The 19,940-nt window shown below is 37.5% G+C and carries 21 protein-coding genes; 16 read left to right on the top strand and 5 right to left on the bottom strand.

Features of this window, described 5'->3' with window-relative positions:
• Nucleotides 1-12: 12 nt before the first annotated feature.
• Nucleotides 13-741 carry a YwaF family protein gene (locus tag IQ19_RS01270; RefSeq protein WP_144539119.1) on the bottom strand — a complete coding sequence of 243 codons (729 nt, stop codon included), beginning with the start codon at nt 739-741 and terminating at the stop codon, nt 13-15.
• 209 nt (nt 742-950) lie between these two features.
• Between IQ19_RS01270 and IQ19_RS01265 the strand changes: the two genes are divergently transcribed.
• The 3 genes from IQ19_RS01265 to IQ19_RS01255 all read left to right on the top strand — a co-directional run bounded on the left by IQ19_RS01265 (nt 951) and on the right by IQ19_RS01255 (nt 3,133).
• Nucleotides 951-1,532, top strand: a complete 582-nt coding sequence (locus tag IQ19_RS01265; protein WP_144539117.1) for a hypothetical protein — start codon at nt 951-953, stop codon at nt 1,530-1,532.
• Between the two features lie 279 nt (nt 1,533-1,811).
• Entirely contained in the window at nt 1,812-2,681 is an 870-nt protein-coding gene (locus tag IQ19_RS01260) for a GNAT family N-acetyltransferase (RefSeq protein WP_144539115.1), read from the top strand.
• A gap of 53 nt (nt 2,682-2,734) precedes the next feature.
• Nucleotides 2,735-3,133: a hypothetical protein gene (locus IQ19_RS01255; protein WP_144539113.1), complete on the top strand. Its 399-nt coding sequence runs from the start codon at nt 2,735-2,737 to the stop codon at nt 3,131-3,133.
• A gap of 704 nt (nt 3,134-3,837) precedes the next feature.
• On the opposite strand, the gene IQ19_RS01250 is transcribed toward IQ19_RS01255, so the two are convergent.
• Nucleotides 3,838-4,377: a hypothetical protein gene (locus tag IQ19_RS01250; RefSeq protein WP_144539111.1), complete on the bottom strand. Its 540-nt coding sequence runs from the start codon at nt 4,375-4,377 to the stop codon at nt 3,838-3,840.
• Between the two features lie 154 nt (nt 4,378-4,531).
• Between IQ19_RS01250 and IQ19_RS01245 the strand changes: the two genes are divergently transcribed.
• The 3 genes from IQ19_RS01245 (at nt 4,532) to IQ19_RS01235 (ending at nt 6,774) form a co-directional block, all read left to right on the top strand.
• A complete protein-coding gene (locus IQ19_RS01245) occupies nt 4,532-4,936 on the top strand; it encodes a hypothetical protein (protein WP_144539109.1) in 405 nt (134 codons plus the stop codon).
• A gap of 244 nt (nt 4,937-5,180) precedes the next feature.
• On the top strand, nt 5,181-5,654 hold the full coding sequence (locus tag IQ19_RS01240; RefSeq protein WP_144539107.1) for a hypothetical protein: 474 nt from the start codon (nt 5,181-5,183) through the stop codon (nt 5,652-5,654).
• A 205-nt stretch (nt 5,655-5,859) separates the two neighbouring features.
• Complete coding sequence (locus IQ19_RS01235; protein ID WP_144539105.1) at nt 5,860-6,774, top strand: cupin domain-containing protein; 915 nt, start codon at nt 5,860-5,862, stop codon at nt 6,772-6,774.
• 853 nt (nt 6,775-7,627) lie between these two features.
• On the opposite strand, the gene IQ19_RS01230 is transcribed toward IQ19_RS01235, so the two are convergent.
• Entirely contained in the window at nt 7,628-8,569 is a 942-nt protein-coding gene (locus IQ19_RS01230) for an alpha/beta hydrolase (RefSeq protein WP_144539104.1), read from the bottom strand.
• Nucleotides 8,570-9,181: 612 nt separating this feature from the next.
• On the opposite strand from IQ19_RS01230, the gene IQ19_RS01225 reads away from it, so the two are divergent.
• The gene (locus IQ19_RS01225) at nt 9,182-9,625 is read left to right on the top strand and encodes a DUF2243 domain-containing protein (protein ID WP_144539101.1); all 444 of its coding nucleotides are present in this window, start codon (nt 9,182-9,184) and stop codon (nt 9,623-9,625) included.
• 25 nt (nt 9,626-9,650) lie between these two features.
• Nucleotides 9,651-10,106 carry a hypothetical protein gene (locus IQ19_RS01220; RefSeq protein ID WP_144539099.1) on the top strand — a complete coding sequence of 152 codons (456 nt, stop codon included), beginning with the start codon at nt 9,651-9,653 and terminating at the stop codon, nt 10,104-10,106.
• A gap of 72 nt (nt 10,107-10,178) precedes the next feature.
• Here the strand turns inward: IQ19_RS01220 and IQ19_RS01215 are convergent, their stop codons facing one another.
• The gene (locus IQ19_RS01215) at nt 10,179-11,687 is read right to left on the bottom strand and encodes a Na+/H+ antiporter NhaC family protein (RefSeq protein WP_242020849.1); all 1,509 of its coding nucleotides are present in this window, start codon (nt 11,685-11,687) and stop codon (nt 10,179-10,181) included.
• A 188-nt stretch (nt 11,688-11,875) separates the two neighbouring features.
• Between IQ19_RS01215 and IQ19_RS01210 the strand changes: the two genes are divergently transcribed.
• From IQ19_RS01210 to IQ19_RS01190, 5 genes are all read left to right on the top strand, one after another.
• Nucleotides 11,876-13,576, top strand: coding sequence for a pyruvate oxidase (locus IQ19_RS01210; protein ID WP_144539097.1), 1,701 nt, complete (start codon nt 11,876-11,878; stop codon nt 13,574-13,576).
• 202 nt (nt 13,577-13,778) lie between these two features.
• Entirely contained in the window at nt 13,779-14,090 is a 312-nt protein-coding gene (locus IQ19_RS01205) for a hypothetical protein (protein WP_144539096.1), read from the top strand.
• A 225-nt stretch (nt 14,091-14,315) separates the two neighbouring features.
• Nucleotides 14,316-14,714: a CidA/LrgA family protein gene (locus IQ19_RS01200; protein ID WP_144539094.1), complete on the top strand. Its 399-nt coding sequence runs from the start codon at nt 14,316-14,318 to the stop codon at nt 14,712-14,714.
• The gene (locus IQ19_RS01195; protein WP_199749340.1) at nt 14,686-15,378 is read left to right on the top strand and encodes an LrgB family protein; all 693 of its coding nucleotides are present in this window, start codon (nt 14,686-14,688) and stop codon (nt 15,376-15,378) included. Before IQ19_RS01200 ends, IQ19_RS01195 begins: the two co-directional genes overlap by 29 nt.
• A 453-nt stretch (nt 15,379-15,831) precedes the next feature.
• Nucleotides 15,832-16,167: a rhodanese-like domain-containing protein gene (locus IQ19_RS01190; RefSeq protein WP_144539090.1), complete on the top strand. Its 336-nt coding sequence runs from the start codon at nt 15,832-15,834 to the stop codon at nt 16,165-16,167.
• A gap of 214 nt (nt 16,168-16,381) precedes the next feature.
• Here IQ19_RS01190 and IQ19_RS01185 read toward each other — a convergent pair whose 3' ends face one another.
• A complete protein-coding gene (locus IQ19_RS01185) occupies nt 16,382-16,582 on the bottom strand; it encodes a cold-shock protein (RefSeq protein WP_110063125.1) in 201 nt (66 codons plus the stop codon).
• 611 nt (nt 16,583-17,193) lie between these two features.
• Here IQ19_RS01185 and IQ19_RS01180 point away from each other — a divergent pair.
• From IQ19_RS01180 to IQ19_RS01170, 3 genes are all read left to right on the top strand, one after another.
• On the top strand, nt 17,194-17,715 hold the full coding sequence (locus tag IQ19_RS01180) for a MarR family winged helix-turn-helix transcriptional regulator (protein WP_144539088.1): 522 nt from the start codon (nt 17,194-17,196) through the stop codon (nt 17,713-17,715).
• 295 nt (nt 17,716-18,010) lie between these two features.
• Nucleotides 18,011-18,520 carry a hypothetical protein gene (locus tag IQ19_RS01175; RefSeq protein ID WP_242020848.1) on the top strand — a complete coding sequence of 170 codons (510 nt, stop codon included), beginning with the start codon at nt 18,011-18,013 and terminating at the stop codon, nt 18,518-18,520.
• Between the two features lie 646 nt (nt 18,521-19,166).
• Nucleotides 19,167-19,886, top strand: coding sequence for a GntR family transcriptional regulator (locus tag IQ19_RS01170; protein ID WP_144539086.1), 720 nt, complete (start codon nt 19,167-19,169; stop codon nt 19,884-19,886).
• The last annotated feature ends 54 nt before the right edge of the window (nt 19,887-19,940 follow it).

Here is a 19,940-nt window from a genome sequence, read left to right as displayed (position 1 = left end):
CAATCGTAATCATTAAACTTGAGAACGTTCTTCGTAGCTTTTTTCCCATTTTCGCAAGATGAGCCACGCAATTAAGCAAATGACGATTAATACACTTTCCAATGAAAAAATATACCATGGATAGGGACCCAGCACATCAAATAAACTTGGGCTTTTCGGTTTGTGGCGCAAAAACCAATAATTCCCGTCGGCCTGCTTATTAATGAACAAGATCACTGGCAACATCAGATTAATAAAGACCATTAGTTTTATGAAAGATCGGAATGTTGGGTAATACCCTTTTGCCCACGTAAAATACAAGGTTACCCAAACAACCATTAAATGCGCATAGAAAAAGTGAAAAAATCGAAAATGAGGAAAATCGTATGTTAAAGCAGGGGTTATGATTGCTTGTGGAACACCCAATATTGCAATAAAAAAAACCAATTCAAAGAATATTTTTTTCCTGGTGAATAGCAAAATGATACATAATAGGAGGGCGATATTGCACAATTCCATAGGCAAAGAACGGCCTGTTTTCCAGACTCCATGCGCCAACATCCATATGTGATTCATGATTTCAATCGATATTAAAGAAAAGGCTGATCCTATTTCAGTTCTTCTCCATTTCGGATCATTCAATTTTTTTCGATATAGGAAAATAAAGACTGAAATAAGAACAAAAATAGCCAATATCATTAAATGACTTTCAGAAAACAGTTCAAAATTGAAAGATTTGTGACTGTGGCCAAACCACTCCATTATTTCCAACCCCTAGTTTGTTATAGAGCAAACATAAGTTGTGCTTTTCATGAGATTTTTATACGGCTAGTCCGTTTTTTCTTTCTATATCTCCGATTACGAATTTCTTTTAAATAAGGTATACATATAAAGATTAAACAATAGAAAAACTAGGTAGAGAGAAAAGAAAAACGTACAATCAATTTGTGCTAAAAGGGATGAATGGATATATGGCGTCTAACCGTCTTGACCAATTTGATAAAATAGTAAAAATGGGTAAAGAGGGGCAAATGGCTCTAAACGATTATTGGATTGATTTTGCGCTTTATACTTCCTTTGAATATTGGTTAATGGTTTCATTCCTTATTGTGCCACTTATTTATTTATTTTTTAAAATTGATAAAAGCAAGATTTTTTTTATGGGTTTTTATGGCTACAGCATACATATCTTTTTCGGCTATATTGATTTGTTTGGAAGGAATTCAGGCTTATGGAACTACCCATTTCCGGTTATTCCAATGTTACCAGGGCTATCCATTGATTCGAGCTTAATTCCTGTTACGTTTATGCTCGTTTACCAATGGACATTAAATTATAAAAAAAATTACTACGTGTATACGATTATGACTTCAGCCATTTTGTCATTTATTTTCAAACCCTTGCTTGTTGCCCTTGGACTTTTTAAAATGTATGGAAATATAAACTATTTCCATCTGTTTGTCTGTTATTTAATCGTAATCATGATAGCTAAATTCATTACAAATGTTTTCTTATGGACAGAAAGAAGATATAACAATCCAAAAAACCACTAGAAACCTATAACTCCTTAAAAGATAAAATATTCTATATATAAATTGTGGGTTTCGAAAAATGAAAAGATTTATTTGCAGATAGAGAAATTTTATAAAACCTTCGGGCAGCCACAACTGCCTCCAAAGGTTTTATATTTCCTTTTAAGCCAAATTATAGGTAAGTCGAACAGCCCCAGCATCAAATGATAATTTGGTAAACAATTAGGGGGCTTATGGTTAAGACAATGGCTTGATATAGTACCTTTTATCAATAGAATGACAAAAGAGGGCGAAACCTTTATGGTTCCATACAAAAATAAATGGTTAGAATTAGTTGAATTAAATCAAAGTGATGTTTTAGGTTTAATGAAGTTGTCAGCATCAGTTGGGTGGGATTATGACGAACATGAAATTGGTACGGTTTTGTCATCCGGGAAAATATTCGGGCATAAAAATGCTCAAGGGAAAATTGTGTCAAGTGCTGCTAGTATCCCTTATGACACTCATTTAGCTTCAATTGGAATGGTTATCGTTCATGAAGAATATAGAGGTTTGGGGTTGGGAAAAGAGGTTACTCAGAAATGTGTAAACAATATTTCTAAAACCAGCTCGATTATGTTAATTGCAACAAAAGAAGGAAAGCCCTTGTATGAAAAAATGGGCTTTAAAACTGTCGATTTTGTCCACAAATATCTTTGTGATCGCTTTACAGCGAAAAATACAGTATGCCCGAGTGATATTGCCATCGAAAACTTTAATGATAGTAATCTTCGGGCAATCCTTGAAATAGACCAGGCTGCCTATGGAGACAAACGTAGCCTTTTTCTTCGTAATAGGATCAAGCAATCAAATCAATGTGTTGTAGTAAAAGATGATAGGGAAAAAATAATTGGATATGGACTATCTATCTTAGGACCAATCAATCTACTATTGGGACCTATTGCAGCACCAGATTCAAAGACAGCAGCCCTCATACTCCATCGATTAGCTGTTAATTATCCAGGCAAGTTAAGAATTGATATTCCATCAGGGAATGATGAGCTTATGTTTTTCCTGGAGCAAAGCGGATTTGTAAAGGTAAATAAACCTCCAATAATGGTATTGAATACATCAAACATGCCAGCTAGAAACAATACTTTATTCGCTATTGCTTCTCAAGCGTTTGGGTAGTTAAATGAAGTTAAGGGAAGATATGCTATCTCATTTGAAGAGAGTGGTAGAGTATGAAATTCCAACAATCGGATTTCACTGATGAGCTTAAGGAAAAGATTATAGATACCGAATTGGCATTAAAGAAACATGTTGAAAAATTGGTAAATGAGAATCGATCTGTTTTTGCTAACAAAAATTTAATTCTTGATGCTGGTTTCGATAAAGGGGGCAGCGGCAATCCTTTTATGCCTGGGTACGGTTCCTCTGTTTCAATAGGAATTGCTGATGAAAATGATGAGCTTATTGATTTTCATATTATGAAAATATGGGAATGCCAGCGTATTTTCTTGGGACTACCCGTTTCAAAAAAATTTCCTGGCAGCAAAGTGGTCGGTGAATTCCTTGATGAGACTTATGAAGAAGTTAAGGAAGAATTTAAGGAGTACATTGATGAATTTTTAATGGGGTAACAAAAGATTGATTTGTAAAATGATTCGGCCATTTGCCATTGATTTTGATGGTAAAAAGGACTTCATAAAGAGTCTGAAGGACCTTTTGAATCATTTTACAGGTAAAACGGCCATCATCCGGCTCATGAAGGCCAAATGCCAATAAATTTAATAGTTAAAAGGACTTCATAAAGAGTTTGAAGGACAGTTTGCGACAATTTTACCGGTAAAACGGCCATCATCCGGCTCATGAAGGCCCAATGCCAATAAATTTAATAGTTAAAAGGACTTCATAAAGAGTTTGAAGGACAGTTCGCGACAATTTTACAGGTAAAACGGCCTTCATCCGGCTCATGAAGGCCCAATGCCAATAAATTTAATAGTTAAAAGGACTTCATAAAGAGTTTGAAGGACAGTTCGCGACAATTTTACCGGTAAAACGGCCTTCATTAGGCACTTGAAGGCCAAATGCCATTTATTTATATAATAAAAGTCCCTTATAAGGGGACTGAAGGACATTTCTTAAACTTATCCGGGTAAAAAGGTCTTCATAGGCCTCCATGGGGCATTGGTCGAGGAAGCAGGCTGAAACTAACAAGGGCGATGTGATAGCCACATCTAAAGGTGAAGAAGGTCATATGTCTGTAAACAATAACACGGATGAGGTTCAGTCTGTCATTCGAAAATCGTACACATTTTTCAAATCTGCAGTTATTTACATCAAGCTATTGTTCATCTACAGGCATCATATCGGCAATTTGAAGAATATCACCCGAAAAAATGCAGTAAAAGTCTGTAACAGCATTGTGCAGTTTGGTATTCGTTATTAAAAATCCATCATAGCCTTGGCTCATAAGATCATTACGAAATGCTGCATTCGCTTCCTCTTTATTTAAAAGAATGGCCTTATCTTTCCAGGTAAGGTTTCTTTTTTTTGTCCCTAAATAATCGCAGTATTTGTCCCGTTCCTGCATAAACATATCATAAGATTCGTATTCCTTAAGGTTTGGTTCATCCATATATATTTTATAAATAAAGCCGCGGACGGGCCTGTCATATTGAACGACTTTAGGTTCGCCATCCTCCCAAAACTCCGTTTCCGATTTTTCGATCACGGTCTCCGTTCCAATAGCAAAAGGTTTTGCCGCATTCACCTCTGAAGTAAACCAAAATCCAATCGTATCGATCCCATTGCTTAAATTTTGGACAACCGTTTCTTTCGTAAACTCTTCAAGTTTTCTTATAGACCCATGATAAACAATCATATGCATACCTCCCATCATTAGGTTAACCAGATATGCGGTATTCAATTATGAAATGGGCGGGATTGATCATTTCGTTCATGCATTTTTTGGCAGTTTGTTTTATTTATTTTATGAATTATTATTATCTGGAATTGAACGAAAGGAGCCAATTTTTATGGGGAACATCATTAGCCAATTAAGGACCAATGAGCGATTCTATACTTATATATTAGTGGGAACTGTCGTTTGCTTAATCCTTTCTGTCATCGTTATGGCTTTTTCAAGAACTTTAAGTATCTGGTTAGTTGGTTTTTTCTTTACACTTACTGTTTATCTTTATTATTTTTTGGGGGTAAATCCTTATTTTAAGGGAATGGTATTTTCCATCTTACCGGTTTTGATGTCTGTCGTTATTTTAGAATTAATCACCTGCTTGCCTATCCCTGAAAAATGGGAATGGCTGCTTGAAGGCAATAGCAGAGGGCGTGGGGGTGCGACTGAAGCAGTCTTTGCTTTAATCCTATTTTTAGTTATTAAAATAACGGGTGTTAAGCCTTTTAAACATAGAATTGATGAGTAAGTTCTTATTTTCTTTTTGTTATGTTAAAGCCCATTCTTCATTTTTGCACTCTGTTAATTGGAGCGGATAATAATAAAAGTTATTTTGCGTTTCATTCGAATGTGACATGCGGTTATTTTCATACATTTTATAAAAGGAATTTGTTTTTTGATTAGATAAAAAATACCGATTTACAGTACAATGCACCTGCTGGGAACTCCAAGAAAATGAGGTGAGGACAGAAACCAAACAGGAGGGGCTATGTATGAAATTTACCATAGAGTATATCCCGCTGAACAAAATCAAGCCGGATTTATCGCTGAAAATTACAGAGCGTCTTAAGAGGCTCCAGAGATTAATGTGGGACTGTATGTTTGTTTTGGTGGTCAAAAAGAATCGGAAGGATGATACCTACATTATTGTTAGCGGGCAAGAACGATTGGATTCCCTGAAGAAACACACCAAAAACATTTATGCACCATGCATCGTTGATAAAAGTGATTCTACCGGAATCCTATCGTGGCTTTATCGATTACGGAACAAACAGCCTCTGGATGACTTCCCCTTAATGCCTGCCAGCTGGTCAATCGCCCGTTCCTTTTTGAAACAAGAGCATCGTTTTAAAAACCTTTCCAGGTCTGAACAAATAAGAGTGCTGCGCATCGCTGCACGTTACAAAAAAACGGTGATTTTCGCGATGAGAAATACTGTGGATGAAATGCTAAGAGATCAAAAATAACTCTGCCCCCTTTAAAGATTGATGTAAATAAAATAAAGTTTAAACAGTCCCAAGCAAGAGATTCGTTTTAAGCAAAAAAAGCTGCCGATTTTGGCAGCTTTTTTCGGAGCTAAAAGCCCATCTTTTAATAGGCTAAATAAACCAACGTACATTCTCAACACATAGGCATATGATGCTTTAGAAACCTGTGAAGGGAATGACTAACATGTACTATGATCCTAAAGCGAATTCCTATCCATATTACCCCCATGTAAACACACAAATGTATTACACAGACAATAGGTTCAGAAACCAACAAGAAAATCATCAGCAAGTATGTGAAGCGATACTTGGAGCCATAAAAAGAGAAGCTTCAGCAATTGAGCTATACAGACTGTTAGCAAATGAAGCGCCAAACCAACAGCATAGAAATGATATTCTCCATGCTTTAGAAGGAAAAAAAGCTCATTTGTCACAATTTACGAATCTTTATATGAGCCTAACTGGAACTCAGCCAGTGTATCAAATCGATCAAGTTCCATTTCAAGACTATAGAGATGGCTTACAAAAAGCTTATATAACTGAAGTGGAAGGTTATAAAGAATATCAAAAGTGTTGTTTACTTACTCAACATCCACAAATTCAGAATGTATTTTTATGGGCTTTGAATGGTGAACAAGAGAATGCGGTACGATTTGGTTCTTTAAATGAGGAAGTTTCAAATCGAGTAACGGATTATGGACCAGGACCTTTTGTCGTGGATATTGAGGAAGCTACTACAAAAAATAATACCTTTCGTACCGCATTATGGACAGGGACACATTTGCAGCTGACCTTGATGAGTATCGGTGTTGGCGAGGATATCGGATTAGAAATTCATCCTGAACTTGATCAATTCTTGCGTATTGAAGAAGGCCAGGGAATTGTTCAAATGGGGGATAGCAAGGATCGATTAGATTTTGAAGAGAAAGTCTCTGAAGACTTTGCGATCGTCATCCCTGCTGGCAAATGGCACAATCTAATCAATTCGGGATATCAGCCGCTTAAACTCTACTCAATCTATGCACCGCCTCAGCATCCATTTGGAACCGTTCATAAAACAAAAGCGGAAGCCATGGCTGCTGAGGAAGAACAGCAATAAATAAATTGGCTCTGTTAAGCTTATTGTTGTTTTTTAGCACCCTGTTGATTGGAGCGGAAGGTACGAACTCCTCGAAAATGCATTCGCATTTTCTTCGTGCGGTGTTTATTCGAGGATGCTTATTCAACGTCCTGCGGGAGTGCGGATCAAAGGGAGACCCCGCAGGAGCAAAGCAACGAGGAGCGTCGGACCGCCCGCGGAAAGGGAGTGCCTCGTGCTGAAATCAACAGGTAAATTTAACAGAGCCAATAAATTAAAAAGGGTATGAGACAACAGTGGAAATTTTCCACACTTTTGTCTCATCCTTATTTTGTTACCAACATAATTTAACAGTGAAATCTTTCCAACAAGGATACATACACTAAACTTTCAAACTTCTCCGCTTGTTTATAAAAATAATAAGGTATCATTCAGAGTAGTAATGTATAATACGGCATTTAACACTAAGTGGAGGTAAAAGGATGTTAGCAAGTATAGGGGTACCAGGGATCATTCTATTAATAGTATTAGCTTTAATAATTGGCGGACTATTTTTGTTGTCCAGGATTTTTAGGAAGTAAGTTGAAAAATTATCATGATGTAGATAACGGAGGCAAGAGGTGTAAATCTGGAGCGGGCCGGCTAAGGAATTTTTAGGGTCTTTTGCAAAGAAAGCTAGACTTTTATTTATCCTTTGAATGGAGATGTCTAGGTATCTCTGGTTCTACTCTCGATGATTTATAAAAGAATAGGAAGCAGCCTTAAAGCATCCTTCTGAGAAATAGAATTCATAAGAGGTATCAGGCCGCCCAAAAAGCTATTGGAAAAGTATAAAAAAACGAGTATATGCACAAGAACAAAACAAGCCCTTCTTTTACAAAAAACGGACAATCTTTTGGAATACTTGGTCACGAATATCGGGTTTTTCATTAAACAATTGATGCCTTCCGTTTTTAATAAGGCTAACATGTAAGTTGTTGAATTTTTCCTCAATAAAATTTAGATTATACTTCCACTCTACAGTCTTGTCTTCTGTCCCTTGGATAAGCAGTGTTTCTTTATTAGACGCGGTATAGGTTTGAATTTCCTTGTTCCAATGGATGAGTGAACTTAACCACTCAGTGGGAATGGCTTTTGGCTGCAAAGGATCTTTTTTTATGAAGTTGACAAATTGTTTATCTGAGGAATTGTCGCGAAAATTCCTGTGAATCTCTTTAATGAATGGAAATGGCCTCATAAGATAAAAACCCATTTTTGAAAAAAACCATAGGTTCGATCTAACCAAAGGAGCAATCAGTATAATTTTGTTAAAATTTGTTTCCTTCTGCTTTAAAACATAATTGATCAAAATAGCCCCACCTGTACTATGCCCAATCCCATAAAAAGGACCGGATATTTCTTGCTGTGTTTTGTTCATTAACTTTTCAAGGGTTACTACATAATCGGAAAAACTTTTAACAGAGGCAATTTCTCCTTCAGACAGGCCATGGCCTTGTAAATCATAGCTGATGACCCGGTATTTATGGTCGTTTAAATGTTGGATGATATTTTTTAAAATTCCTACATGATCCAAGTAACCATGCAACAATATAATCGTCCCAATACTTGTCTCCGGCGAAAACATTTGCACCATAATTTGCGTCCCATTAATATCTATTTTTCCAAAATGATAATCGATGTTTTTTAAATGAAAATCGTAATAATTCAGGTAATCCTGTAAGTCAGGGGTTAAGTTAACAGCTTTTTTGAAATTAATTTTTTGGTCCGTACCGGCTAATCTTTTTAGAACCTTTTGTATGTCTCTTTCTTTGGTCATAGCTATTATCCTTCCGTCGAAATCTCAAGGATTAGTATACCTATATTCAATTAAATTATGATGGAGGTATAAAGCGGAAATATAGATTGCTGGTTGATTTCATATTGATACTTGTATGATAGATCATGTTTTACGAGAGGGGGGCCAACCATCCATAACCTTAACCCTCAGAGCGATACTGAGCGTTTTTGAGTTCATTCATATGCGATTTTTACTGTGAATCCATCGGAACTGCATACACCAATGCGGTTCCCTTATTTTTATACTACTGTTAAATTTGCCTGTTGATTTCAGCACGAGGCACTCCCTTTCCGCGGGCGGTCCGACGCTCCTCGTCGCTTTGCTCCTGCGGGGTCTCCCTTTGATCCGCACTCCCGCAGGACGTTGAATAAGCATCCTCGGATAAACACCTCGTCGTAAGAAAATGCGAATGCATTTTCGAGGAGTTCGTGTCTTCCGCTCCAATCAACAGGGTGCTAAAAAACAATAATAAGCTTTAACAAAAGCCTTATATTAAAATTATGTAACATTGCCAAATCTCTAAAATGTATAATATCCACTATTTTTGGGCACTACTCGAAGTAATCATTTTTTTTTAGAGGGTGCTATTATTTGAAAAAAGAAAACAAAAATTTATTTATAGCTGGCTTTATTCTTGGATTGGGGTTATTAGGGGCAATAGATGGGATATTATTTCATCAGCTTCTGCAATGGCACCATATGATCTTAAGTCCTAATCTTCAGCTTGAGATTTTTACAGATGGGCTATTTACTGCGTTATTTTCTGCTAAGCTGATTTGGGGCGGGGTGAAAATTTTTCAAGATGCCAGAAAAAATCAACTCGGAGATAGCTGGAAGATTTTTCTCGGCAGTATTTTTATAGGCGGCGGTACATTCAATCTCGTGGAAGGGATTGTGGATCATCATATTCTCCAGGTTCATCGTGTTAAACCATTAGCTGAAAATCCTATGTTATATGATTTAGCTTTTTTAGCGATTGGCCTTTTGCTTGTTATCATTGGTTATATGATCAAGCGCATGGAAAAAACAACATAATTGAAATTTTAGAGTGAGGTTTTAAATGGAAAGGTTAAGGAGTTTTTTATTTTTCTTCGTACTTTTTTTAGGATTCTTTTTTTATTTTACAAGCCAAAATCCACACAATCACGCAGATGCTACAAAGAATCATATGGACCATGGAGATGTGGGAATTCCACAAGGTTATGAAGTTCCAGATGTAAACATAATCGTGACGGAAGACCGCTCGGGCACATGGCTGCTGAAAGTTCAGCTGGATCATTTTACATTTGCACCTGAAAACGCAGGATTGAACGAACAAAGCTATAATGAAGGCCATGCTCACTTATATATAAATGGTGAAAAAATCAATCGTTTATACGGAGAATATTATCATTTAGGTTCTTTGAAGGAAGGAAAAAATGAAATAAAAGTTACTCTCCATTCAAACAATCATGGAGATTTAGTATACAAAGGGAAACCAATCCAAAGCAGCATGATTGTAGAAGTATCTGCTTAGATTGAACCATCTGTTTATTTTAATAAGATATAGAAAAAGGACTGCAAGGGTCCTTTTTCTATTGGGGTTATACTATTTTTGGTAAGCTTCAAATTCCTCACGCTTTAGTTCTTCTCCATTTTTTCCTTCAAACCGCAAGCCCCAGCCAGTTAATGCTGCAATCAGCATGACCAGAAGGAGAAACCATCCCTGAAAGACAAAAGGGAAGACTTCGGTTGGTCCTACGATGGGGAGGAAGCCGAATTGCTGGGCAGCACCTTTAATAGTAGCCCATGCAAGCAATACGCCTCCGCTCCAGGGGAAGATATAACCTAATGATGAGGAAACCGTATCAAGGAAATTGGCCCGACGATAGGGATGGATATGAAATTCCTTGCCAAGCTGGCGGACAAAAGGCCCGGCTGTAATTTCTGCTGCCGTGTTAATGGTAATGAACACATTAAGGAAAGCGACAATTCCGAATATGGACAGCTCTGCTCTTCTGACAACTCCGTTAATGATTTTTAAAAAGAAGCTTTTTATTCTCTCCATGGTTCCGGCAAGCTCCATAATATGTGCAGCTGCGAGGATAAATAAAATCAGGATGGCCATATTAAAATATCCGCCGATCCCGCTCATTAAGGCTCCGCCTACAACGGGGTTCCCCAGTTCATCCCGAGAAAAATTAAGAACCGTTGTTAATGAAGTTCCTGTCAGGAAAATAACCGCGATCGATGCAACGATTCCCCATGTTAAAGTAGTTACTAAATGACGTCCCATGAGAGCTAATGTCAGGACCAGAATAAACGGAATTAACATAAATAATCCGATAGGTGAAACTTGCTCCTCCAGCTGTGAAATGACTGCAGGATTTTCAACACCTGCTTTGCCGCCGCCAAAAATAATAAACATAATAAAAGCAGGAATGGCTGCAGCCAGTGAATATTTTATTCTCGAACGGACGACCCCTGGTACATCCGCTTCCTGAGTCGTGGCAGAAACGATCGTGGTATCGGAAACAGGTGCCAGATTGTCCCCGAAAACAGCACCGCTTAATATCGCAGCAAGCAGTACAACAGGGTCAGCCCCTAAAATAATCCCGGCAGGATACATGAGAATCCCGAACGTGGCGACTGTGCCATATCCGGTCCCAACTGCTGTTGAAAACAGGCCTGCAAGTAGGAATGTAACGCCAACCAGTAACCCGCCTTTTAAATTCGTAACAAATCCAAACCAGATCAGACCCTCTACAAGTCCTCCAGCTGCAAGCAGTTTCGCAAACATTCCGGCCCAAAACCAGGCGATAACAGAAATGACGCCAATCGGCTGAGCCATTCCAGTAATCAGAGCCTGGGCATAATCCCGCCACTTGGATTTCACAAAGAATAAGCCAAATGCAATCCCCATTACCATTCCCAACACAAGGGCTTCTTCCGTAACCAGCTTTAACACACTTAAAACAATGGCCCAAATGATAAAAAATACAAGAGGGAGTGTCGACGTAAAGGCTCCTCCATAAAATTCAAGCCGGTCGACTTCCATTTCTCCAACGGCCTCTGTTACAGCTGCTTCCTGCTCTTGCATTTGTTTGTCGTTATCCATAGCGTTTCCTCCTTTTAAAAACAGACCACATCTTGCATTAGGTTTTCACATATGGAGGGAAATGATTCTTAAGCCGTTCTACACGAAAAGGCATTAAGCTTCCAGCAATCTCGCCTCAATCATTCATACAAATTGTTTCCTATTTAATGGGTCATACTATCAATAACTGAAATAGGAGGCGATAGCTTATGTTTAGGAAAAAGGCAGGCGACGCCATGATGGATATGTTAATTGAATGGGGTGTTGACCACATTTACGGAATGCCTGGGGATTCGATAAATTCATTAATTGAATCTATTCGGAAAAGGAAGGAGCAGCTTAATTTTGTTCAAGTACGGCATGAGGAAGCAGGAGCATTAGCAGCCGCTTCCTATGCAAAATTAACAGGAAAGCTGGGAGTTTGTATGGGGATTGCAGGTCCCGGCGCCATTCATTTATTAAATGGCCTATATGATGCAAAGCTTGACAAAGTACCCGTATTAGCCATTGCGGGACAGGTAGAGACAGATTTAATGGGCTCTGATTTTTTTCAGGAGGTTGATCTGGCAAACCTTTTTAAAGATGTAGCTGTTTACAGCCAAACCGTGATGTCAGCAGAGCAGCTGCCGACGGTTGTCAATCAGGCGGTTCGGGCTGCCTATGATAAGAAAGGCGTATCAGTGTTGATTATCCCTGATGATATCCCTAAAATGGAAATTGAGCGAGGTGCCCGTGTAACCAGTTCGACCTTGGTTCAGTCCGATCAAATTCCACAGCAACAGGATATACAGCAGGCAGAGAAACTTTTAAATAAGGCGGAAAAACCGATCATATTAGCTGGAAAAGGAGCGAAAGGGGCACGTGACTCTTTGATTCGTTTAGCAGAGAAATTAAACGCGCCAATTGTCCTGACTTTGCCTGGTAAAGGCATCGTTCCGGATGACCATCCTCTTAGCCTTGGAGGTCTTGGATTGCTTGGAACCAAGCCAGCAACCCTTGCGATGGAAGAGGCGGATACGTTAATCATGGTCGGTACCTCTTTCCCGTTTACTGGATTCCTGCCTGAAAATGCAAAGACTATCCATATTGATAAAGATCCCTCCCAAATCGGCAAGCGTTATCCGGTTGATGTCGGTTTAGCCGGTGATTCTGAACTGACACTCAGCATGCTTACGGGTTTGATTCAAACACCTAATGATGGAGCATTTCTTCAAAAATACCAGAGCCAAATGAATGACTGGTGGACCAGATTGAAAGAGCAGGAGGCGGATAACTCCGTTCCAATTAAACCGCAGCGTGTGATAGGGGCTCTGCAGCAAGTTGCAGCGGATGATGCCATTCTTTCCGTGGATGTTGGGAATGTAACCGTTTGGATGGCAAGGCATTTTAAAATGAGGAATCAAAAATTTATCACTTCCGGCTGGCTGGCCACATTAGGCTGCGGATTACCTGGCGCCATCGCTGGCCGGATTGCTTACCCGCATAAGCAGGTATTTGCCATTTGCGGGGATGGCGGATTTCAAATGATGATGAATGACTTTGTGACAGCGGTGAAATACGACCTTCCAATGGTATGTATTGTTTTTAACAACCACAAAATAGCTATGATTAAATTTGAACAAGAAGTGATGGGGAATGCAGAGTTCGGCACCAATCTCCAAAATCCGGATTTTGCCCGTTATGCAGACATTTGCGGAGGAATTGGATACAGGGTCGAGCACCCTGATGACATCCTGCCGGCTTTAGAAAAAGCGGTCTCCGGGCGGAAGCCATGTATTATAGATGTTGTGGTGGATGCCAATGAAGCGCCATTACCGGCAAAAATCACTTTCGCCCAAATGACAGGATATGCCCGGCATATGGTGAAGGAATTGTTCCAGGAAGGTACCATCCATAAGCCGCCTCTCTAAAAATGGGTATATAAAATAAAAAACGTAAACGCTCAGAGAAATTCTCTCTGAGCGTTTTTGTGTGGATTTAGGAGATTTGAGAGATTAGAAACATTCATCTCAAAACTAGACGATAGGCAAACTGTACAATTTTATAAAAAGTTGTAATTATTTTGTCCAAATGAAAATTCCGAAATATTATAGTAGTAAAGGGGGTGATTGTATGTTGGGATCTAGAAGACATGATTGTAATGATGTACGCCCTGATAGAGAAGGGAATTGCGAAGGCTGTGCCTGCAGCATTTTAAGGAATGCTGAAAGAGGTGATATGTTTTTGCTTTTGCTGAAAGGAACTGCTGAATTCCTGGCGTTAGGACCTGGCGCAAGTCCACAGCCAACTGAATTTAAATTTGTAAGGTTCAACCGTGAAACATGTTGTGCAACCTTTACATTTACAGAGCAAGGACCGCCAAGAACCCTTGACTTTATAGTTGATTGCCGCTGCATATGCGCTCTTTCCCCAGTATCTGATTAACAATAATATAGCTGGGAATCCAATAGTGAAAAAAGGCCTTCCATAGGGCCTTTTTTGATTTAACCTATTGACTTGGAACAATAGACCAATAATAGGATTATTGTGCATTCATCCAGTATGAACTCCATTTTGACTGTATAATGTTACAGACCTGGATTGTACTTGTTTTCATTCTGCATATTCGATGCTATAATTTTATTTTGGTTATCGAAAGGAATGTTATACATGAAAAATGTTTTGTTGTTTTTAATTCAAATATTTTTGCTTTGGGCCATTTACCAATTTTCTAGTTTCATAGTGGGCAACCTTGATTTTCCTATACCAGCCAGTGTGCTGGGGATGATCCTTTTATATATCCTTTTATCAAGCGGAATTATTCAGATTCGGTACATCGAGAAGAGTGCGTCTTTTTTAATCAGACATCTTGCCTTGTTTTTCGTCCCGTTTGCGGTAGGCTTAATGAATTATGCAGGACTTATCAAAACGACCGGAATGCAATTGCTGCTTATGATTGCAGGCAGTACCATTATAGGTTTACTGATCACAGCCGGATTGACTCAATCCTTATCAAGAAGGGAAAAGGAACGAACACATCATGAACAGTCTCATTCTCACTCTCATTAGTATTGTTCTTACAATTACTGTATATTTTGGGGCTACAGCTCTATCACGGCGTGTGGTATCGCCATTCACAACACCTATATTGACCGCAACGATTGTTATGATTGTCATTCTTAGCTCATTCGATATCAGCTATGAGCAATATTCCTCTGCCAAGGAATGGATAACATCTTTATTGGGTCCAGCTACGGTTGCCCTGGCAGTCCCTTTATATAAAAATAGAGAGATCATAATGGAAAAATTAATGCCTGCTGTATTTGGGCTGGTCATTGGAACACTTTCTACTATTCTTTCAGCTGTTTGGATTTCAAAAACTCTAGGGTTGTCTGATACCATCCAGGCGACATCTGCTGTTAAAGCAGTCACAACCCCTGTGGCCATTGAAGCGGTCGTCCTAATCGGCGGGGATCCTGCGCTTGCAGCAGCTTTTGTTATCACCTCTGGCATATTTGGAGCTGTTTTTGGGCCAGCTCTTTTAACCGTTACGAACATTTCTGATCCGTTTTCACGAGGACTTGGGATCGGAACCGTTTCACATGGGATCGGCACAAGCCAGGCAGTGGCGGAAGGGCCGGTTACAGGTGCTGTTTCAAGCGTTGCGATGGGGGCTTCGGCCATTATTACCTCTATCATACTTCCTTGGGTTTATCCGCTGATACAATTATAAAGTTGCGCAATCCTTTGAGTGGGATTGCGTTTTTTTATGAAAGGAATGCATTTCAACTATGTACTTGCCTTTGTGTAAGCAATTTCTTTATTAATTTGAGCGTAATAGGCGTCATAAAGACATACTTGATCGAGTTTTTGCGCGAATATTTGTATGGATCGGGATATATCGGTCACTTTCCCATGTTTATCGGTCAGTTTTTCAATATATCGGTCAGATTCAAATTTTATCGGTCACTTTTTGGATATATCGGTCACTTTTTCGATATATCGGTCACTTCGCGCCATATCAACATTCCTGCATTTCTATAGTGATAATAGGGTGTAAAAAAGAGTTGAATTTTTATTTCGGATAAGTGCAGAACCGGAAACTGATCACTCTCCTTCTCAAACCATTAAATTTATTTATGTGATAATATTAAAGGAAAAAAGCTGCAGAGGTGTTAAATTAAAAATGGAAACCATATCACCAAAAGAATTAATGGGAAAAATAAAGGGAAGTAAAGAAGTCTATATTCTTGATGTACGAGCGGAAGAAAAATACGAGGAAGACCATATTCGAGATAACAATGTTCAGAGTGTAAACATATCTAAAACGAAAATTTTTAACCTCGATGAAACTGATGCTGAATCCTTATCTGTTTTGCCTAAAAACAAAGAGATTATTGTCACATGTACAACGGGGAATTCTGCAAGAAAATGCGCAGCTATCTTGGCTGGAAAAGAATATAACGTAACATTGCTTGATGGCGGGATTACTGCTTGGAAGGATTATCTTGCAGAAAAGTAATCATTTTTAAACTTCGTTATATCATTTTGGACGAATGTCGAGTATTACGTTATAAAAGGGTTAACGGAATTTATGATTGATGCCGATGGGGGGGAGACTGGATTGCTGAAGTGAATAAAAAATTGCCGGTTCAATTGCCATTACGTACAAATAGCCTTTTTATAAAATATTTTTTAGCAAATAAAAAAGGACTCTATAATAGAGTCCTTCGTCATTACGCTTTGTTAACGTTAGTAGCTTGAAGTCCACGTTGACCTTGCTCAGTGTCAAATGTAACTTTTTGGCCTTCGTCTAAAGATTTAAATCCTTCGCCTTGGATAGCTGAGAAATGTACGAATACGTCTTCTCCACCTTCAACTTCGATGAAACCAAAACCTTTTTCTGCGTTAAACCATTTTACTGTACCTGTTTGCATGTGTGTTTCCTCCTGCGTGGATCTATTCCACATTTTAATACTATAATTGCTCAATTAGATATCAAAGGCGAAAAGTTTAAACACTTATTCTTTGACAGAACAAAAATAATTCTTCTTAAGAATAACAGCTAAAGTTTGGAAAAGCAAATAATATTAGGGATTTTTTTTTACTTCAAAAAGAACAAAAGCTTTTTTAGGCTAAGGTTCTGATTTCTTCTTCTCAAAAAGATTAAAATCTATAGGTGAAAATTCCCTTTGGGTTTGGAGCCCCAGAGTCTATAGATGAATTACATCACACGTTTCGTGAAAAATGGAAGCTCATTAGCTAAGCTTTAAGTTATTTGGGTTGAGTTACCAGTTTTTCTTTATAATGAGCAGCTTGCCAAGAATGATTTGGTAAGGCTTTTTTATTACACTTTTTACAGCAGTGAAACCATAAGCAATTAAAAATATTTATCAGGAAAAGGTAGTTGTCTTTATTTAAATGGGATGGCTCGTTACTTTGGCAGAATAAAAATAAAATTAAGAGTATGTTGTCCGGTATAAGTTTAAAGACCAAATGGTTGGAGATAATGTACATACTGTCATCTATGGTGATTTTAGGAGGAAATATGAAATTATCGAGCGAACAGTTTCATAACGGTTATTTAGCATTTGCCTTTATTAGGGGCATAAATTTAGTAATTGAAAACGATATAAGAAAATTATTGAAAAATTACGAATTATCGTTTCCTGCCTTTCGTATTTTATGGATTTTACATTTTGATTCAAACCACATAAATATGTCCGATCTTTCGTACCTGGCTCAAACAAATATTTCCAATGTTTTCCGGCAATTAACGAAGCTAAAAGAAGAAGGGTTAGTCATTATTGAAAATGGCCATGATGCCCGAACAAAAGAAGTATGTTTAACGGAAGGCGGCCGGAAGCTTGTCCAGGAATTTATAGAAGAGAATACTACAAACTCAAACTTACAGATTGTCGAATCAATCGCCAAAATCTCAAAAGAGGATTTTTCGAAGTTTATTGAAGTTTTTACTTTGTTAAGTGATGAATTACTAGGAAAACAATACGGTGACTTTCTAACCAAATCTTCAAATGCCATATTAAATAAATCAATCCATACACCTTAGATGGTAATTTGCTGTCATTTCCAGCCGGTAAAAACAGGGTCATCTGAACCTTGTGTCTATCGGCTTTTTTACATTTTTCTTTTTAGAAAGCTTACATTGTGCGGAATAGGTAGGCGTGAAAAACCGAGGCTCATATTTCTTTTCTAAATGTTTGCATTCGCAAATAATTATGTTTTTTATGTATCATACTATTAATAATTACTAATGGAGTACCTAGCAATGAGCTATATCGAGACAAACACTTTATAAATGAATAAGTGTTTTAAATTTCAATGAAGAAAAGGGGGATCACAATTTGAAGCTTTCAAAGTGTATAAATGTTAAGAACTCAAGATTATTATTAATAATAATGATGATTTTTCCCTGGGTTTCGCTTCCGCTATTGGGGCGAAGGGCAATCAAACGGTTTCTTCCGGCAACTGTATTTATTTGCTTAGTCGTAAAAATAATGAATATTATCGCTGAGAAACGAAAATGGTGGTGGTTTTACACAAGTGTCCATTCAAAGATAAAAGGAGATATTCCTTTTATTTTAGGTCCTTACTTTATTTCCTCTCTTTGGGTTTTAAAAATGACTTATGGTAAGTTTCCATTATTTTTAATTACAAACGCAATTCTTCATTTCTTATTTGTATTTCCAGGAGGAAAACTTTTGAAGAATTTAGGGATAGTTTCTTTAGTTCGTATAAACTCCATCCAATTATTTTTTATTCTTCTGTTTAGAGCCGTTCTTTTATATAGTTTTCAATTCGCAAAAGAGAATATAAATTTGGGGCGTACTGAGGGGGAAGTTGAAAGAAGTTAAGAGTTTTTGAAAAAATCATTGATAATTAGGTTAGCGGTAAGAATGAAGATAATATTAATACTATTACTGACTTTCTCCATTTTTTTTGCTATACTCGTTTAGGCTTTTTTTAAAACGATTTGATAAGTTGGAGTGTTTCATCCTTTTTCTATTCATTTCATTATTGTGCCAGCATATTAACTTTAAAACTTTTTCAGCTTTTGAACGATTATCTGTGCCAGAAGGGATTACTCCTAAAATGGTTTGATTTTACCTTGTGTACTTCTTTGGGTCTTATACCAATATCACTTAAGTAAATCACTGGTTTATGTCTCAATCATTGTATTCCTTTTTTCTTTACTATTTCTGAAAACACATTCAGTTCAATTTTAAAAAAAGTGAGCTTCCATTGAATAATGCTTTGAAAATTCTGGAATCATTGCGGCCAAAAAGCTTTGAAATGTTGTCATTGATCAAGTGAAAAAGTGAAAATACAGAGTAAATCCAACATAATCATGTATTTAAATGTTCTGCAATTAACCTGCAATTTAATGGCTTTTTATTTTGTATCAAATATTCAAAAAATATTGACAATTAGATATAAAACAGTTAAATTATTAATAATTATAAAGTTATAACATTATATTCACTAGAGGGAGAATAATAAATGCAGTTAGATAAAAGTTTACACATACCTCTTTATAGACAAGTAGAAAAGATTTTAGAGGAGAAAATCATTTCTGGACAATGGGAAATTGGGAGCCAGCTTCCAACTGAGCAAGAATTATCAGACCTTTTTGATGTCAGTACCATTACCGTAAAAAGAGCTGTGATTGAGCTTGTGAACAAAGGTTATCTTTTTAGGCAAAGAGGCAAGGGAACTTTCGTTTCCGGAGCTGCAAAAGAACAAGATCTTAATTCTATTATTTCACTTACCACGAATTCAGATCAGGAGCATCCTCATGATTTAATGAGTTTTACTTATGAAGCAGCTGGCGAAGAGATTGGTGAGAAATTAAGACTTGATCCGGAGGATGAAGTAATAAAGATTGAGAGATTGAAAATCGAAAACAATGATCCGATCGCACTTGAGTATACCTATTTGCCGGCAGAGAAATGCCCAGGCCTTACATCTGATGATATTAATAATGAACTTATCTTTAACATCTTAAAAAACAGATTTCATGTTTCACTGGGAAGAGCTAAAGCATTTATTAGACCCTATATACTTCCTAAAAAACAGTCCAAACTGCTTCAAGTTGAAACCGGGACCGCTGTGTTTGAATGGGAGCGGTTTACCTATACAAAGCAAGAGGATATTATTGAATACTCCAAATTCTATATTCGCGCAGATAAAGAGGTTTACTACACGGAAGTTCAATTATAAAAAAATGATAATTCCAAAATGGACAATCTATTAACATAAAAGATATAAAGTTAT

Source organism: Cytobacillus oceanisediminis (assembly GCF_007830235.1).
Lineage (GTDB): Bacteria > Bacillota > Bacilli > Bacillales > Cytobacillaceae > Cytobacillus > Cytobacillus oceanisediminis.
Note: the sequence above shows the minus strand (reverse complement) of the source record. Positions and strands in the feature narration are given on the sequence as shown.

What these genes read in the sequence shown, in the direction of transcription:
- IQ19_RS01270 (WP_144539119.1), bottom strand. Translation starts at nt 741, where the DNA reads ATGGAGTGGTTTGGCCACAGTCACAAATCTTTCAATTTTGAACTGTTT.
- IQ19_RS01265 (WP_144539117.1), top strand. Translation starts at nt 951, where the DNA reads ATGGCGTCTAACCGTCTTGACCAATTTGATAAAATAGTAAAAATGGGT.
- IQ19_RS01260 (WP_144539115.1), top strand. Translation starts at nt 1,812, where the DNA reads ATGGTTCCATACAAAAATAAATGGTTAGAATTAGTTGAATTAAATCAA.
- IQ19_RS01255 (WP_144539113.1), top strand. Translation starts at nt 2,735, where the DNA reads ATGAAATTCCAACAATCGGATTTCACTGATGAGCTTAAGGAAAAGATT.
- IQ19_RS01250 (WP_144539111.1), bottom strand. Translation starts at nt 4,377, where the DNA reads ATGATTGTTTATCATGGGTCTATAAGAAAACTTGAAGAGTTTACGAAA.
- IQ19_RS01245 (WP_144539109.1), top strand. Translation starts at nt 4,532, where the DNA reads ATGGGGAACATCATTAGCCAATTAAGGACCAATGAGCGATTCTATACT.
- IQ19_RS01240 (WP_144539107.1), top strand. Translation starts at nt 5,181, where the DNA reads ATGAAATTTACCATAGAGTATATCCCGCTGAACAAAATCAAGCCGGAT.
- IQ19_RS01235 (WP_144539105.1), top strand. Translation starts at nt 5,860, where the DNA reads ATGTACTATGATCCTAAAGCGAATTCCTATCCATATTACCCCCATGTA.
- IQ19_RS01230 (WP_144539104.1), bottom strand. Translation starts at nt 8,569, where the DNA reads ATGACCAAAGAAAGAGACATACAAAAGGTTCTAAAAAGATTAGCCGGT.
- IQ19_RS01220 (WP_144539099.1), top strand. Translation starts at nt 9,651, where the DNA reads ATGGAAAGGTTAAGGAGTTTTTTATTTTTCTTCGTACTTTTTTTAGGA.
- IQ19_RS01215 (WP_242020849.1), bottom strand. Translation starts at nt 11,687, where the DNA reads ATGGATAACGACAAACAAATGCAAGAGCAGGAAGCAGCTGTAACAGAG.
- IQ19_RS01210 (WP_144539097.1), top strand. Translation starts at nt 11,876, where the DNA reads ATGTTTAGGAAAAAGGCAGGCGACGCCATGATGGATATGTTAATTGAA.
- IQ19_RS01205 (WP_144539096.1), top strand. Translation starts at nt 13,779, where the DNA reads ATGTTGGGATCTAGAAGACATGATTGTAATGATGTACGCCCTGATAGA.
- IQ19_RS01200 (WP_144539094.1), top strand. Translation starts at nt 14,316, where the DNA reads ATGAAAAATGTTTTGTTGTTTTTAATTCAAATATTTTTGCTTTGGGCC.
- IQ19_RS01195 (WP_199749340.1), top strand. Translation starts at nt 14,686, where the DNA reads ATGAACAGTCTCATTCTCACTCTCATTAGTATTGTTCTTACAATTACT.
- IQ19_RS01190 (WP_144539090.1), top strand. Translation starts at nt 15,832, where the DNA reads ATGGAAACCATATCACCAAAAGAATTAATGGGAAAAATAAAGGGAAGT.
- IQ19_RS01185 (WP_110063125.1), bottom strand. Translation starts at nt 16,582, where the DNA reads ATGCAAACAGGTACAGTAAAATGGTTTAACGCAGAAAAAGGTTTTGGT.
- IQ19_RS01180 (WP_144539088.1), top strand. Translation starts at nt 17,194, where the DNA reads ATGAAATTATCGAGCGAACAGTTTCATAACGGTTATTTAGCATTTGCC.
- IQ19_RS01170 (WP_144539086.1), top strand. Translation starts at nt 19,167, where the DNA reads ATGCAGTTAGATAAAAGTTTACACATACCTCTTTATAGACAAGTAGAA.